This window comes from Nocardia carnea, assembly GCF_029869215.1.
Classification (GTDB): domain Bacteria; phylum Actinomycetota; class Actinomycetes; order Mycobacteriales; family Mycobacteriaceae; genus Nocardia; species Nocardia carnea_B.
The window spans coordinates 1-15,230 of the sequence record NZ_JARWPM010000063.1 but is presented as its reverse complement, the minus strand read 5'-3'; the positions used below and the strand labels follow the sequence as shown (position 1 = coordinate 15,230).

Below are 15,230 nucleotides of genomic sequence, written 5' to 3'. Positions count from 1 at the left end.
CCTCTTAGCGCGCGGGGGGGGCTTACCTCCCCTGTTCTAATTCTAAACCCCCCCGCCCCCCCCCCCCGGGGGGGGCCCCCGGTTCTCGTTTCATCACGTTGTGCGAGGCCCCTGTGACCTGCGCTCCCCCGGATTCGACCGAACAGGTCTCGGCGAACCTGCGGCGGAAGGTCTTGCCCGCCAACAAAGTGGCAGTTACCCTCAAAAAACAGTAACTACTAATAAAGAGGGACTGTCATGTCAGCTCTGCTCTACCGGATCGGGCGGTTCGGCTTCCGCGCTCGACGACTCGTACTTTTGTCCTGGTTACTACTCGTGGTGGTCCTGGGAGTCGGCGCCGCGACCCTCGCCTCCCCCTCCGCGACCTCCTTGAACCTCCCCGGCACGGAATCCCAGGAAGCTTTCGACCTCTTGGAAACGCGGTTCGCCGAAACACCCCTCGACGGGGGGTCTGCGCAGATCGTGTTCGTCGCCGAGAACGGCACGGTGAACGATGCCGCCCACCGCGGGAAGATCACCGAGGTGGTGCGGGCCGCCGCCGCGGCGCCCGAGGTCGCGGCGGTCCAGAGCCCGTTCGACAGCGGCCTGATCTCGGCGGACCAGCGCATCGCCGTCGCCGAGGTGACCTATGCGGTGCCGTTCGAAACCGTGCGCGATTCGAGCCGGCAGGAACTGATGAGCCTGGTCGAACGCAGCGGTTCGGCCGATCTGCGCGTCGCCGTGGGCGGTGACGTCATGGAGTTGATGCCGGATGTGAGCAAGGAACTCATCGGGTTGCTGGTCGCGGCCGTGGTGCTCGTGATCACGCTGGGTTCCCTGGTGGCGGCGGGGATGTCGCTGATCGCCGGGCTCACTGGCGTCGTGGTCGGCCTGCTGGGCATCCTCACGGCCACCGCGTTCCTGGATCTCGGCGCCACCACCCCGATCCTCGCGCTCATGCTCGGGCTCGCCGTCGGTATCGACTATTCGCTGTTCATCGTGTCCCGCTACACCCATGAGCTGACCCGGAATACCGACCCCGAGGAGGCCATCGGCCGGGGGGTGGCCACCGCCGGATCGGCCGTGCTGTTCGCCGGCCTGACCGTGGTGATCGCACTCACCGGACTGAGCGTTGTGGGTATCGGACTGCTCACGGAAATGGGTCTCGCCGCGGCGGTGACCGTGGCCGTCGCCGTACTGGTGGCGATCACCCTGCTGCCGGCACTCCTCGGTTTCGCCGGCCGGCGAGTGCTGCGGCGCAGCCACCGGCACCTGCCCGGGGATGCGGTGCACACCGACCGGCAGCCCCACACACTCGCCGAGCGCTGGGCGGGACTGACCACCCGGCGGCCGGTGGCGACCCTGCTCGTCGCGCTGGCCGGAATCGGTGTCCTGACCCTGCCCGCGCTGGACCTGCGACTCGGCGTCCCCGACCAGGGGACCTACCCCGAGCACACCACGCAGCGCCAGGCCTACGACGCGATCTCGGCAGGTTTCGGTCCGGGATTCAACGGACCGCTGCTCGTCGCCGTCGACCTGGCCCGCGCACCGCAACCCGAGGACACCGCGCGCCGGGTCCACGCGGAACTCGCCGGGACGCAAGGGGTCTCGATGGCCACACCGCCGGAGTTCAACCCGGCCGGCGATACCGCGATCATCGGCGTCATCCCCCACAGTGGGCCCGACAGCGAACAGACCGAGCAGCTGGTGCAGGCGCTGCGCGGAACCGTCGCCGACACCGTCGAACGATTCGGCGCCCGGATCGCCGTCACCGGCACCGCGGCCATCATCATCGATTTCAGCGATCGGATGGCCGAGGCGCTGTGGACGTATCTCCTGGTGGTCGTCGGCCTGTCGTTCGTGCTGCTGATGACGGTGTTCCGCTCGATCATCGTGCCCCTCAAAGCGACCGTGGGCTTCCTGCTCAGCCTGGGTGCGACGTTCGGGGTCATGGTCGCCACCTTCCAATGGGGCTGGCTGGAATGGCTGGGGATCCACACCACCGACGTGGTGGTGAGCATGCTGCCGATCTTCATCATCGGGGTGGTGTTCGGACTCGCCATGGACTACGAGGTGTTCCTGGTGACCCGGATGCGCGAGGAGTACGTCCACGGCGCGGCGGCGGCTCCGGCGGTCCGGGCCGGGTTCACCCACGGCGCGCGCGTGGTGGCGGCGGCCGCGATCATCATGGTCAGCGTGTTCGCCGGCTTCGCCACCGGTGATGCCAGCGATATCGTGCAGATCGGCGTGGCGCTGGCGGCCGCGGTCGCCGTCGATGCCTTCGTGGTCCGGATGACCATCGTGCCCGCGGTTCTCGCACTGGTCGGGGACAAGGCGTGGTGGCTGCCGAAATGGCTGGACCGGATACTGCCGGACCTGGACGTCGAAGGCCGCGATCTGGGCGGCGAACCCGCGCCGCAGGCGGCCGGGGAACTCTCCGATTCGTTTGTCCGGTCGGCGGAGGGTTCGGCAAGATAATCCTATGAGTACCGGTGGCCTGCGAGAACTCAAGAAGAAGCGCACGCGTGAAGCCATCCAGGATCACGCGTTGCGCCTCTACCGGGAGCAGGGCTACGCGAACACCACGCTGGAGGAAGTGGCGGCCGCCGCCGAGGTCTCGCCGAGCACGTTGTTCCGCTACTTCCCCACCAAACCGGATACGGTGCTGTTCGACCGCGTGGACCCGATCTTCCTCGAGAAGTTCCGCGCCGAGCCCGCCGGCCTGTCGCTGTTCGAAGCCATCCGCAACGCTCTGCAGGCCGTTCTCAACAGCGCGGAGGTCGATATCGCCACGGTCGAAACCACCCGGATGAGACTTATCGCGACCGTGCCGGAACTGCGCGCGGCCGTGCTGCACAAGTTCGAGTCGGATATGCCGCCGTTCATCGAGGCCATCGCCGCGCGCGCGGGGCGCGACCCTGATGATCCACGGATTCGGTACTGGACCGGCGCCGTGGCGGGGGTCGCGATCATGGCCTATCTGCGGGCGGTCGACAACGAGGGGGACATCTACATGGTCGTCAACGAGGCTTTGGAATTCCTGGAGAACGGAATGCCGCTCTGAGACAACGGAAACCGCCACCCGGGCTCCGAATCGGGTGGCGGTTTCCGTGTCGTAGCGGCTGCCGGGAGCTACCGGAATGCGCTCCCCTGCTCTCGATCGAGCGCAGTCTCGCTCTTGTTCTTCAGGGCGAACAGGTAGACCAGCAGCGAGAGGAATACGACGGCGGTCACGTAGACGATGAACAGGGTCACGTGCCCGCCGTTCTTCGCGGCCTGGTAGATCATCGGCGCGGTACCGCCGAACGCGGAATTGGCCAGGGCATACCCGACACCCACACCCAGCGCGCGGATATGCGACGGGAACAGTTCGGCTTTGACGATGGCATTGATGGACGTATAGCCGGTGAGCACGATATAGCCGATACAGGTGACCAGCAGCGTGCCCACCACCGAGGTCGCGTCCTGCAGGTAGGTGATGAGGAACCAGGTGTAGACGACTCCGCCGATCCCGAAGAACACCAGGACGGGCTGACGGCCCACCTTATCGCTGATCATTCCGCCGACCGGCTGCAACAGCATCAGGAAGATCAAACCGGCGAGGTTGATCCAGGTGGCCGTCATCCCCCGGTCCTCGAACGCGGTCTTGATCATGGCGGGTGCGTTCACGCTGTAGACGTAGAAGGCGAGAGTGCCGCCCATGGTGATCAGGAAACACAGCAGCAGCGGACGCCAGTGCTCGAGAACCAGGACCCGCAGCGAACCCGATGCGGTGTCCTCCCCGCGGCGGACCGCGTCGAGCTGCTCGGTGGTGAGCGATTCGTCCATACTGCGGCGCAACCAGAACACGACCACCGCGGCCACACCGCCGAGGAAGAAGGCGATCCGCCAGCCGAAGTCGGAGATCTCCTGTTTGTCCATGAACGTCTGCAGCACCAGCAGGGTGAGCTGGGCCAGCACATGACCACCGACGAGGGTGACGTACTGGAACGACGAGAAGAACCCGCGCCGTTCCCGCGTGGCGGCCTCGGACATATAGGTCGCGGAGGCGCCGTACTCACCGCCGGTCGCGAATCCTTGTACAAGCCGGCACAGGATCAGGATCACGGCGGCACCGACGCCGATCACCTCCCGTCCCGGTACCAGCGCGATCACCAGTGAACACGCCGCCATGAGCGAAACGCTGAAGGTGAGTGCGGCCCGGCGGCCGTACCGGTCGGCGTAGCGCCCGAAGAACCACGAGCCCACGGGGCGCATGAGGAAGGTGACGGCGAAAATCGCGTAGACGTAGACGGTGGAGTTCTTGTCCGCCGAATCGAAGAAATGGCTTTCGAAGTACGAGGCGAACACGGTGTAGACGTAGACGTCGTACCACTCGACAAGATTGCCCGACGAGCCACGCAGCGTATTCCACACGGCGCGCCGCGTCGCCGCCCGCGAGGAGGGCGGCGCCGGTTCACCAGGGGACGCCGGGCCCTTGGTCGTGGTTTCGGACATTCGCGATTCCTTCCCTGTCACCAGTGCGTCCCGCGACACAATGCGCGCGACGCACCTGCCCAGTGTGCAGGTAGGACCAGCGCCTTCGGAGCCCGCTCCCACATTTCGGGACAGCACCGACCACGCAAACCGGGCCGGTCGCCCGCCCCCACCGGGACTTCCTGCGGTGGGGTGGCCCCCGAGGTCAGCCGCGCATCGCCGCGCGCATCGTGGCGACGACTCCGCCGTCGACGAGCAGGTCGGTGCCCGTGACGAAGCTGCTGACCGGGTCGAGCAGGTAGGTCGCCGCGGCCGCGATGTCCTCGGCGGTGCCGATCCGCCCGGTGGCGGACTGTTCGATCATCTGCCGCATCCGGGCCCCGGACTCGCCGGCCAGCTCGTCGCGACCCTGCGCGGTGGAGATCACGCCCGGGCTGATCGAGTTCACCCGGGCACCGGCCCGCCCCCACGCACCGGCCGCGGCCTGGACGCGAAGGATCGCGCCGCGCTTGGCGATCGGGTAGGCGAGCATCGGATGCAGCGCGGGTTCCGGGTTCAGGAACGGCAGGCCTGCCAGGTCCGCGGCCGGCGTGGTGGCCAGTGCGGTCTCCTGATCGGCCGTGAGCTGGGCCAGGTGACCGGCCATGCTGGCGATGACGATCCCGGCGCCGCCGGGGGCCATCAGCGGCGCGAATTCGTCGAGCACATAGGCCACCCCGCACAGGTCGACGCGCACGATCGCCTCGGTGGAAGCCTTCGCCGGTGAGACACCCGCGGTGTGTACCAGATGCCGGATCGGCCCCGTATCGGCGGCGGCCGCGGCGAGTTTCGCCACCGCCGCCGGGTCGCCGGCATCCACACGGTGGGTGCTCACCTCGAAACCCTGCTCGGTGAACTGACCGGCCGCACCGTCCAGCAGACCGTCGTCGAAATCGGCCAGCAGCAGATGCCGGCCGCTGCCGATCCGGGCGGCGATCGCGCGGCCCATCCCCCCGACACCGACGACAACACTGACTTCTGTGCTCATACCGAATTCCTCCGAGCCGAATACGAATCGATCGAACGGTATCCCGGCTCTGCCGAGCCCGGTGGCAATTCGTATCAGTGGGCGTATCAGGCGAGTGTCAGACCGGCATCAGCCGCACCCGCGACAGTGTTTTCCAACGGCACGAACGCCGCCCCGGAACAGAACCGAAGGAGAACACCATGTCTGTCACTCTCACCGCCCAGGACCAGGCCACCCTGCGCACCGCCGCGTACGGCGCCGTCTCGCTGATCACCGCCTCCGGTATGTACAGCGGCTCTGCCCACAAGGCCGCCACCGGCGGAACTCTCGCCCTCACCACGGCGACCGGGTCCATCGGGCATGTACTCGCCGGCGTCAGGGCGAAGGACATCGGGCTGAACGGCAAGAACGTCGCCGAACTGGCCGATCAGGTCTTCCCCGCGCTGACGGCGGCCATGGGTCTGCTGAAGCAGCAGGATTCGGCGGAGGCGGACAACTTCCGCAGCACCGTCCTCGTCGCCGTGGAAACGGCGACCCGGACTCAGAAGGGCGCTGTGAGCCCCGCCGTGTCCGATATGACCCGCAAGATCACCGCGGCTCTCGACGCCGCCTGACGGGCGGCATTACGGCCGGGGTCACCCCGGCCGTAATGCCCACCGTCTACCGTTCCGAGATAAACACTCACCGCGGATGCCGAAAATTTACACTCGTGGTTGTAGACATTCTGTCAGCGCACAGATAGAGTCGCTGACGTTCGAAGAGATGGAGTCCAGAGGCCGGGCAGGTGAACTGCTCCGGAAGATGTAGTACCCCTCGCCCCCTCCGGCGGAGAAGAGAATCCCGGTGCAAGCGGCCGGACCCCGGAGGGGGCGAGCAACCAAAGATTTCCAGAACCGCAGGTAAGCCCGTCGATCGAGGAGGTGGTCACTGAGTAGTCACCTACCGGTTCCGCATCCCGGCAGGTCCTGGATGCGGTGCAAGACACCGGCCCACGCGGCCGGTCGAAAGAATTGACGTCAACCCCTTATTCCGTAAACCCCAGGCCCCGGCGCACCGCGCCGGGGCCTGCCAGCGTTGAATCCCGAGAGGTGCTGTGCAGCAACCGAACGACAACTCCGCCGACGGCAGCAGCGCCGCCGACAAACTCGACGACGACGATTACCCCGCCTACAGCATGGGCCGCGCCGCCGAAATCCTCGGCGTCACCCAGGCGTTCCTCCGCGGCCTCGATGCCGCGCAACTGCTGACCCCGCAACGCTCCCCGGGCGGGCACCGCCGCTACTCCCGCAGCCAGCTCCGCATCGCCGCCCGCATCCGCGAACTCGTCGACGCCGGCAATCCGCTCGAGGCCGCGGGCCGCATCGTCGTCCTGGAAGACGAACTCGCCGAAGCCCAGCGCCGCAATACCGATCTCCAACAAGCCCTCGACCAGCAACCCGGCCCGGACCGACACGGCACACGGGACGCCGAGGCACCGTGATCAGCCGAGTCAGCCGTGGAGATCGCGGCGGGTGTATCCATAGAGCCCCGCACCGATCAACACCAGACCGATAGCCGTGATCACGGCGGTCGCCGCCCAATCGGGTGGCGTGTCGGGTACCGCCGCGAGGTGCGCGAAGGGCGAGATCTCGCGTAGCCAACCGGGCGCGCCGACGCTCTGGACGAGAACATCGAGTAGGAAACCGCCCGCGACGGGCACCGCGCCGACAGCGCCGACAGCGGCCGGGTACCAGCCCATGGCCAGCAGTGCGGCGCCGAGCGACAGCAACGCGACGGGCGCGGCGTTGAATGCGCCGGCGAGTGCGTCGAGCAGGTCGAGCGGTGCACCGGTGAGGAGCGCGCCGAGCCACATCGCTATCGCCGCGGTGGCAAGCAGCACCGCGATACCGGCGCCGGTCACCACCGTTTCGGCACCGGCCAGCCGAGACCGGGAAATCGCCAGACTGTGCAGCACGGTCCAGCGGCCGTTTTTTTCGTCGGCGGCCATAGTGGAGATACGGGTGGCGGCATACAAGCCGGTGGGAATGGCCAGCAGTGCGAACATGGCGGCAGCGAACCCTTCGGGGGTGTTGAGACCGCCGAAGCCGGCCGTGGCGGCCAAGTCGGCGAAACGCGGGTTTTCGCCGAGAAAATCCAGGATCGCTGCGAGTACGGCGCCGATCAGCAGGAAATACGCGGCGATTCCCACGGCCCATCCGGCCGTCGGTGCCACAGCGCGGCGCAGGGCGAAGGCCGGGACCGATTTCAGGAGTCGAGTGCGGGCGGGCCGGGAACCGGACAACGTGAGTACGGCGCCGCCGAGATCGCGGTGCCGCGCGGCGGCGAGCGCGACGGCAGTCAGCAGGGCGGCCATGGCAAGTATGACGAACAACGGGGCCGGCCGGTTGTCGACATAGGCGGCGGCCCGGTTGGTGAGTCCGAAGGGTGTCAGCCAGGCGGTCCAGGCGAATGCGGGAACCCCGTCGGCGAGCATCCGCAGCATCAGGAAGATGCCGAGAATCGCGGTGGCCGTACCGGTCGCCGCGCCGCGCGACGGTAGCAGTTGTGCGGCGAGCAGGCCCAGCGCGGCGAAAACCGTGGTGGTCGCGAAGACACCGGCGGCGTGCACGAGGGCGCCGGCGGGATCGGTACCGGTCAGCAGCAGTGCGGCACCGACACCGACGGCGACGAGCGCGGCGGCGAGAGCCAGTACGGCGGCGCCGCGGACGATCGGATCGACCAGGCGCGCACGGGTGCCCATCAGCAAGTCGTACCGTCCGGCGTCTTCTTCACCGCGGGTGATGCGGGTGGCCGCCAGCAGCGCCCACACCCCGCACAGCACGAGCACCGGGGTGCCGGTGCGCCACACCGTGAACCCGCCGGGGTCGTCGAGTGCCCGGGCCGGGCCGAACAGCACACGGACGGCGGGGTTTTCGGCGAGGGCGCGCATGGCGTCGGTATCGAGGGTGCCGGCGAAGGTCGCCTGGAATTGGGCGGCGACCAGCGCGGTGATCCCGGTGGCGGTGGCCGCGACGATGAGCGCGCCGCGGCGCAGGCCGCGCACGGTGAGCCAGGTCAGGGTCCGGCCGACGCCGGACAGGCCGGGCGCAGCGGTGGCCGTTGTCATCACCGCACCTGCCCGTAGTAGTCGAGAAAGATCTCCTCGAGCGTCGGCTCCCGCAGCGAGAGTCCGGTCACCTCGGCCGCGGCCAGCGCCCGCAGCGCGGCGGCCGGCGGCCCCGACAACGTGAACCGCAGGCGATTTCCGTCGAGCGGCTCGACCCCGCCGACGATTCCGTCGACGCCGTCCAGTTCGGGCGGGCTGCCCTGGTAGGCGACTTCGACGATGGTGCGCTGCAGCCGGCGCAGATCGGCGAGAGTGGCGACTTCCACCAGTCGCCCGGCGCGCAGGATCGCGACCCGGTCGCAGAGCGCTTCCACTTCGGCGAGTTGGTGCGAGCTCAGGAAGACGGTCTGCCCGTTGTCTCGTGCTTCGGCCACCGCTCGACGGAATTGCTGTTCCATCAGCGGATCCAGCCCACTGGTGGGTTCATCCAGCACCAGAAGCGGCGCGCGGGTCGCGAACGCGGCGATCAAGGCGACTTTCTGCCGGTTGCCGGTCGAATAGGTGCTGCCGGGTTTGTCCAGGTCGAGGGCGAACCGTTCGACCAGTTCGGTCCGGTACGTGCTGTCGACGCCGGGGCCGAGCCGGGCGAGCAGTTCGAGAATCTCGGCCCCGGTGAGCGCGGGCCACAGCGCGACATCGGCGGGCACATGGGCGAGATGGCGGTGTGCGCTACGGACATCGGCGGCATCGTCCCCGAAGATCCGCACCCGCCCGGCCGAGGGCCGGATCATGCCGAGCACGGCTCGGATGGTCGTCGACTTCCCGGCGCCGTTGGGCCCGAGGAACCCGAACACCTCACCCGGGGTGACGGTGAGGGTCAGATCATCGACGGCGAGGGTGCGGCCGAACCGCTTCGAGAGGTGTTCGATCGAGATGGCCGTGGTGGTGGCGCGCGCGGGTGGCGCCGCGGTGGTGGACATCGGAAAGTCCTTCCGGGTCGGCGATACAGAATTTGCCGACCAGACTTCCCGGCGCACCTGAGGAAAACGGTACTCCTCACCCCCGCCGGCCGTGGTGTTTTCGCGACGCTTACCGGCGCCGCGCGACGGCGCTGTCCCGCGGCCATGTGCCCGGCCGCGAGACAGCGCCCGGACCGGGTCAGGGGCGCAGATCCCGCCGGTCGAATCGCCACAACCCGGCCGCGAGCAGCACGACAGTGGCGGCGAGCAGAACCACGGCGTCGCCCGGTTGCAGACCATGACGAAGGGGTTCGCCGCCGATGTAGTAGTGGAACGGTGACAGGTATTTCAGCCCGTCGGCGCCGATCACGCCGGACAGGTTGCCCGCCACATAGGTGAGGACCGCGACCCCGGCGGCGATCCCGAGGGCAGGTCCGCGTTTGCCGATCGCCGCGCCCAGGCCGGCGGCCAGGGCTCCGAAGGTCGTACCGAGCAGCGCCAGGTGGAGGGATTGGCCGGCGAACCCGGCGATTCCGATCGTGTCGAGATCGGCGCCGGACCGGATCATCAGCATGCCCGCGAAGACGAGCAGCGCGATCGCGGCCGCACCCGTGACCAGGGCGGCGAAACGTTGCAGCGCCAGCGGGATACGGCCCAGCGGGTGGGCCAGCAGCAGATCCAGGTATCCGGTTTCCTCGTCACCGGCGGTCGCCCGGGCACCGAAAGTGATTGCGAAAGCGGTGACCAGCAATGGCAGCAGCAGCCCGAATACGGTGGAGCCGAGATAGCCGGCGGGCGAGCTGATGTCCTGCATGCGCAGGGCTTCCCGCATCGCCTCGGGGTAGTTCGCCACCGTCTCCGCCATACCGCCCGCGGAGACCTGCGGGTAGAACGCGGCATACATCAAGCCGACGAGCGCGATACCGGCCGACCAGGCGAGCAGAGCGCGCCGGTTGTCGGCCAGGGTGCGGAGGTAGAGGTCAGGCAGCATCGGCTTCTCCGGTGTAGTAGCTGTGGAACAGGTCTTCCAGCGCGGGCTCGGTGACCAGCAGCGCGGCCACGTGATGGCCGGCGAGCGCGCGCAGGAGCGAATCGGGACTGCCGGTCACCTGGCAGCGCAGGGTGTTCGCCTCCACCCGGACCCCGGTGACCCCGGGCAGCGCGGCGAATTCGGCGGCCTCGACCGGACCGGTGAAACCGACCTCCACATCGCGCACCGCGCCGGCGCGCAGGCCCGCGACGGTATCGAGCGCGACCAAGCGGCCTTCCCGGATGATGGCGACCCGATCGGCGATCGCCTCCACCTCGCTCATGATGTGGCTGGACATGAACACCGTCTGCCCGTTGCCCGCCGCCTCGGCCGCCAACTCGAGGAAGGTCTGCTGCGCCAGCGGGTCCAGCCCACTGGTGGGTTCGTCCAGGATCAGCAGTTCCGGTTGGTGCATGAACGCTTGGACCAGCCCCACCTTCTGCCGGTTTCCCTTCGACAGCGCCGAGATCTGCGCGCGCTGATCCAAGTCGAGCCGCTCACACAGCCCATCGATCCGATCGGCTCCCGCGCCACCGCGGAGCGCGGCCAGAAACCGCAGCGCCGCACCGACCCGCTGCCGTCCGGGCGCCACGAAGTCACCCGCCAGATAACCGATCCGCCCATGCAGTGCCACGGCATCGGCGCGGGGGTCCATACCCAGGACTACGGCGGTACCGGCGGTGGGCCGGATCAGATCCAGCAGCAGCCGGATGGTGGTGGATTTTCCGGCGCCGTTGGGTCCGAGATAGCCGAAGACCTCACCCCGGTCGACCGTCAGCGACAACTCGTCCAGACCGCGGGCCGAGCCGTAGGTCTTCGTGAGCCCGTGGAGCTCGATTGCTTTCACCATGTCCAGAAAGTATCCAGATTTCAGAGATTTGTAAATACTCTGAACTTTCATGCTTCTGATATCTTTACGGTCATGGGTACCAACGAGCGATTGCGGGAAGCCGCGGAGAAACTCGCCTTGACACTGTCGGCCGGCGGCGGGATGCAACGCTCGACCGCGCGCGTACTCACCGCCCTGCTGTACACCGAGCAGGACACCATGACCGCTGCCGACCTCTGCCAGGAACTCTCGATCAGCTCGGGCGCCGTATCGACCGCGATCAAACACCTCACCCCGGTCGGGCTCATCGAACGCGTCCCCGCCCCCGGCAGCCGCCGCGACCACTACCGATTCCGGTCCGGAGCATGGGCGGCGCTGATGTCGCAGCAGAACACCCTGCTCGCCACGATGCGCGACTCCGCCCAGGAAGGCCTCGACGCCACCGGACCCGACACCGTCACCGCACAGCGCCTGCACGAGATGCAGGATTTCTACACCTTCATGCTCGACGAACTCGCCCCGCTCATCGAGCGATGGCGCGAGCAGTACGCCGCCGAACATCCCTGATCACGGAGAAAAGGCACTGTTTTCACCGCCTGTTCGTAACGGGGCATGGTACGAAGTCGATGGTCAGACGACAGAGAAGCACGGTGAGAGACGGGATTTCGAATGAGAAGGACGACAATGGTCGCCGCGCGGATCGCCATCGCCGCCGCCGTGACTTCCGGGTTCGCCGCGGTACTCGGCGCCGGCCCGGCCCAGGCCGCGCCGCAGGACTGCACTGTCACGCGTGACCTGGTCAGCGCCTCCGCGACCTGTCACGACGACGGACCGCCCGGACGGGAGTACGCGCTGATCGTCGAATGTTTCGGCCTGCATCCCATCCCCAACGCCTTCCCGCTCGTCACCATCGGTCCCTACCAGGGTTCCTGGAGCGGTTCCTTCGGTCCGTCCGGCCACGGCACCGCCTCGTGCCTCGGTCCGCTCAGCGTCGGGACCACCACGAATGCCTACGTAAAGATCTACCGGGACTGATCCTCGCGCGGGATCCACGTCAGCGTCCGCCGTTCGGGCCGGCCGAGGACGGCATATGCGCAAGGCGGCCGACACTGCCACGTACTTCGATCGTGCCCACCACTCGCTCGCCGGCCCCCGTTCGACTCAGCCGGCCAGTTCGCCGGCGATCGCGGTGACGGCGCGCAGACCGGCGGCGATCAGCGGGTGTTCCCGGCTGCCACGCCGGACCGCGCAGGTGATCACGCGAGTCGGCCGGATACGACCGTGCAGTGGGATACGCACGGTGCGGGGGTGTTCGGGCACCGGTACCAGCCGCGGGAGCAGGCAGACACCGAAACCGTGGGCGACGGCCGCGGAGACGGCGAACCACTCCTTCAGGTGGTGGGTGATGCGGGGCGTGAACCCGGCCGCCGCGCAGGCGGCCATGAGCAGGTCGTAGGAATCGTTGTGCTCCGGCTTGACGATCCAGCTTTCGGTAGCGGCGTCGGAGAGCCGCACGTCCTGGCGCCGGGTGAGCGGATGATTCTCGGGTACGAGGAGATCCTGGGCGTCCTCGAAGATCGGCTGCTGTTCGAAGCGCGGGTCGTCGGCGGGCGGGCTGTGGGCCGGTAGGACCAGGGCGAGATCGGCGCGCTGCGCCAGGAGCTGCTGGAAGCATTCGGCGCTTTCCAGTTCCCGGATGTGGACGTCGAGACCGGGATGGTCGCGATGTAATTGCGCGGCGGCGGGGATCAGAACGGCCGCCGCGGCCGAGGACACTCCGCACAGCCGGAGGCGGCCGGTGAGCGCCTCGTTGCTGGTGGCGATATCGGCACGGGCGCGTTCCCACCGGGCGCCCAGGTCGTCGGCGTGGCCGAGCAGGGCCCGGGCGGCGGGCGTGAGTTCGATAGTGCGCCCGGACCGGACCACCAGCTCCACCCCGAGTTCGGTAGCCAGCGACCGCAACTGCTGCGAAACCGCCGACGGTGTCACATGCAGATCGGCGGCCGCGGCGGTGACCGTGCCCCGCTCGGCGAGAACGCGGAGCACCAGCAGGCGCCGGAGGTCGATCATGTAGTCCACGCTAAACGAAATCGGCTCTGATCTTTCGATGGACCTGAAACCTGGAGCCGATAAGGCTGGGATGCGTGATACCGGCTCCGCTTCTGGTCCTCGCCGCCGCCGTCTGCACCCAATCCGGGCAAGCGCTCGGTAAAAGCCTGTTCGACCGGCTGGACCCGCTCGGAGTTGCCGGCCTGCGACTCGGTATCGCCGCACTGGTCGCGGTCGTGCTCTACCGCCCGCTCGCCAGGCCCCGCACCCGGCGGCAGGGTGCCGCGGTCGCTGGGCTCGGGGTGTCCATCGCCGGTATGAACCTCGTCTACCCCGCACTGCACTACCTGCCTCTCGGCGTCGCGAGCACTATCCAGCTCATGGGCCCGCTGACCGTGGCGGTGGTGGGTTCGCGCCGCGCCCGCGACCTCGTCGTGGTGGCCCTCGCCGCGGCGGGACTGTGGCTGGTCCGTGCCCCCGCGTCCGGGCCGTTGCACTGGCAAGGGCTTCTCCTGGCCGGGGCGTCCGCCGTCGCGATGGGCTGCTACCTGCTGCTGTCCCGGGAACTCGCCGGCGACCTCGGCCATTCGGCACTGGCCCTCGCCCTGCCCGTCGCGGCCTGCCTGGGGCTGCCCGCCGGGGTCGCGAGCAACGGCGCCGCCCTGTTCCAGCCGCAGATCCTCGCCTGGGGGGTGGCGGTCGCGATCCTGTCCGCCGTGATCCCGTACTCACTGGAAATGGCCGCGCTGCACCATATTTCCGCCGCCACCGCCGGAGTCCTGCTGAGCCTGGAGCCGGTGATCGCCGCGCTCGCCGGGCTATTCGTCCTCGGCGAAACCTTGTCGCCCCAGCGGTGGCTGGGCATCGGCTGTATCTGCGCAGCCACCGCGGTGGCGGTCCGGCATTCGGCGCGCTCCGGCAAGAGCCCGCGCTCGACCGTGCCGGATCGGTCGTCGCCGTAGCGCGGCCCGGCGCCGAGGACGGCGGCATGCACAGGAGCCCCGGCGCGCGACTGTCCCGGCTTCCGGAAAAACTTTTCTCGCACAGCGATGACTATCCGAGCGGCGCTCCGTCTTATCGGTTGAACGCGCTACCAACCCGGCGCGACCGACCAGAAGGACCGAAAATGACCATCGCCGACGCCACCGCCAACTACTCCGCCGACGTCACCTACCGTCCCGGCAAGATCCGCAACCGCGTCCTGTGGGCCCTGCAGATCTTCCTCGGCCTCTTCTTCATCATCGCCTCCGGCGGCCCGAAGCTTGTGATGCCGAACGCCCTGATGGAGAGCGAACCCGCGAATCTGACCATCCCGTTCGCGCTGCTGATCTTCATCGGAGTGGTCGAGGTCGCGGGCGGTATCGGCCTGATGGTGCCGCGCCTGACCGCCCTGGCCGCCGCGGGCCTGTCCGTGCTCACCGTGCTCGCCGCCGGAACGCAGGCCTTCCTCGCCGGCGAACCCCAGATGGCGATCTTCCCGCTGGTACTCGCCGCGATCTTCGCCTGGATCGCCTACGAGCGCCGCGCCGGCGTCACCGACCTGCGCGCCGCGCTCGCGCGATGACAAATCCATAAGCACGACCGGCGATCGGTGGTCCACCCACCGATCGCCGTACGTGCGTTCGGCGAATCGATCGCCCGTCGGGTTGGCGGCGATCGGTTCCGGCGGCCATCTGGTCCGGGGGGGGGGGGGGGGGGGGGGGGGCCCCGGGGGCGGGGGGGGGGGGGGCGCCCGGGGGGGGGGGGGGGGGGGCGGGGGGGGGGGGGTGGGGGGGGGGATGGAGGGGGGGGGGGGGGGGGGTGGGGGGGGGCGAGAACCCACACCCGCCGGGGGGGCGGGGGGGGGGGGGGGGGGG

The 15,230-nt window shown here is 68.7% G+C and carries 15 protein-coding genes; 8 read left to right on the top strand and 7 right to left on the bottom strand.

Translation table 11 applies throughout. The features are described from left to right. The first annotated feature begins 237 nt into the window (after positions 1 to 237). Both QH276_RS02965 and QH276_RS02960 read left to right on the top strand, forming a co-directional pair. The gene (locus tag QH276_RS02965) at positions 238 to 2,457 is read left to right on the top strand and encodes an MMPL family transporter (RefSeq protein ID WP_280406592.1); all 2,220 of its coding nucleotides are present in this window, start codon (positions 238 to 240) and stop codon (positions 2,455 to 2,457) included. 4 nt (positions 2,458 to 2,461) lie between these two features. Next, a complete protein-coding gene (locus QH276_RS02960) occupies positions 2,462 to 3,043 on the top strand; it encodes a TetR/AcrR family transcriptional regulator (RefSeq protein ID WP_280398483.1) in 582 nt (193 codons plus the stop codon). A 68-nt stretch (positions 3,044 to 3,111) separates the two neighbouring features. Here QH276_RS02960 and QH276_RS02955 read toward each other — a convergent pair whose 3' ends face one another. Next, positions 3,112 to 4,476: an MFS transporter gene (locus tag QH276_RS02955; RefSeq protein WP_280398484.1), complete on the bottom strand. Its 1,365-nt coding sequence runs from the start codon at positions 4,474 to 4,476 to the stop codon at positions 3,112 to 3,114. 184 nt (positions 4,477 to 4,660) lie between these two features. Beyond that, positions 4,661 to 5,482: an SDR family oxidoreductase gene (locus tag QH276_RS02950; protein ID WP_280398485.1), complete on the bottom strand. Its 822-nt coding sequence runs from the start codon at positions 5,480 to 5,482 to the stop codon at positions 4,661 to 4,663. Positions 5,483 to 5,661: 179 nt separating this feature from the next. Here QH276_RS02950 and QH276_RS02945 point away from each other — a divergent pair, with 179 nt between their 5' ends. Together QH276_RS02945 and QH276_RS02940 are read left to right on the top strand one after the other, a co-directional pair. After that, a complete protein-coding gene (locus QH276_RS02945) occupies positions 5,662 to 6,075 on the top strand; it encodes a hypothetical protein (RefSeq protein WP_280398486.1) in 414 nt (137 codons plus the stop codon). Positions 6,076 to 6,554: 479 nt separating this feature from the next. Further along, positions 6,555 to 6,941, top strand: coding sequence for a MerR family transcriptional regulator (locus QH276_RS02940; RefSeq protein WP_280398487.1), 387 nt, complete (start codon positions 6,555 to 6,557; stop codon positions 6,939 to 6,941). A gap of 9 nt (positions 6,942 to 6,950) precedes the next feature. Here the strand turns inward: QH276_RS02940 and QH276_RS02935 are convergent, their stop codons facing one another. The 4 genes from QH276_RS02935 to QH276_RS02920 form a co-directional block, all read right to left on the bottom strand. Continuing rightward, positions 6,951 to 8,567, bottom strand: a complete 1,617-nt coding sequence (locus QH276_RS02935; RefSeq protein WP_280398488.1) for a polyketide antibiotic transporter — start codon at positions 8,565 to 8,567, stop codon at positions 6,951 to 6,953. Next, positions 8,567 to 9,487, bottom strand: a complete 921-nt coding sequence (locus tag QH276_RS02930) for an ABC transporter ATP-binding protein (RefSeq protein ID WP_280398489.1) — start codon at positions 9,485 to 9,487, stop codon at positions 8,567 to 8,569. Before QH276_RS02930 ends, QH276_RS02935 begins: the two co-directional genes overlap by 1 nt. Positions 9,488 to 9,665: 178 nt before the next feature. Then, positions 9,666 to 10,457, bottom strand: a complete 792-nt coding sequence (locus QH276_RS02925) for an ABC transporter permease subunit (protein WP_280398490.1) — start codon at positions 10,455 to 10,457, stop codon at positions 9,666 to 9,668. Next, complete coding sequence (locus QH276_RS02920) at positions 10,447 to 11,346, bottom strand: ABC transporter ATP-binding protein (protein ID WP_280398491.1); 900 nt, start codon at positions 11,344 to 11,346, stop codon at positions 10,447 to 10,449. The genes QH276_RS02925 and QH276_RS02920 overlap by 11 nt, the downstream gene beginning before the upstream one ends. Positions 11,347 to 11,418: 72 nt before the next feature. Here QH276_RS02920 and QH276_RS02915 point away from each other — a divergent pair, with 72 nt between their 5' ends. Next, positions 11,419 to 11,892, top strand: coding sequence for a GbsR/MarR family transcriptional regulator (locus QH276_RS02915; protein WP_432278610.1), 474 nt, complete (start codon positions 11,419 to 11,421; stop codon positions 11,890 to 11,892). 102 nt (positions 11,893 to 11,994) lie between these two features. After that, positions 11,995 to 12,360, top strand: coding sequence for a hypothetical protein (locus QH276_RS02910; protein WP_280398492.1), 366 nt, complete (start codon positions 11,995 to 11,997; stop codon positions 12,358 to 12,360). 126 nt (positions 12,361 to 12,486) lie between these two features. Here the strand turns inward: QH276_RS02910 and QH276_RS02905 are convergent, their stop codons facing one another. Continuing rightward, positions 12,487 to 13,395: a LysR family transcriptional regulator gene (locus QH276_RS02905; protein WP_280398493.1), complete on the bottom strand. Its 909-nt coding sequence runs from the start codon at positions 13,393 to 13,395 to the stop codon at positions 12,487 to 12,489. A 74-nt stretch (positions 13,396 to 13,469) separates the two neighbouring features. Here QH276_RS02905 and QH276_RS02900 point away from each other — a divergent pair, with 74 nt between their 5' ends. Both QH276_RS02900 and QH276_RS02895 read left to right on the top strand, forming a co-directional pair. Further along, complete coding sequence (locus QH276_RS02900; RefSeq protein WP_280398494.1) at positions 13,470 to 14,336, top strand: EamA family transporter; 867 nt, start codon at positions 13,470 to 13,472, stop codon at positions 14,334 to 14,336. A gap of 164 nt (positions 14,337 to 14,500) precedes the next feature. Continuing rightward, a complete protein-coding gene (locus QH276_RS02895; RefSeq protein WP_280398495.1) occupies positions 14,501 to 14,938 on the top strand; it encodes a DoxX family protein in 438 nt (145 codons plus the stop codon). Positions 14,939 to 15,230: the final 292 nt, after the last annotated feature.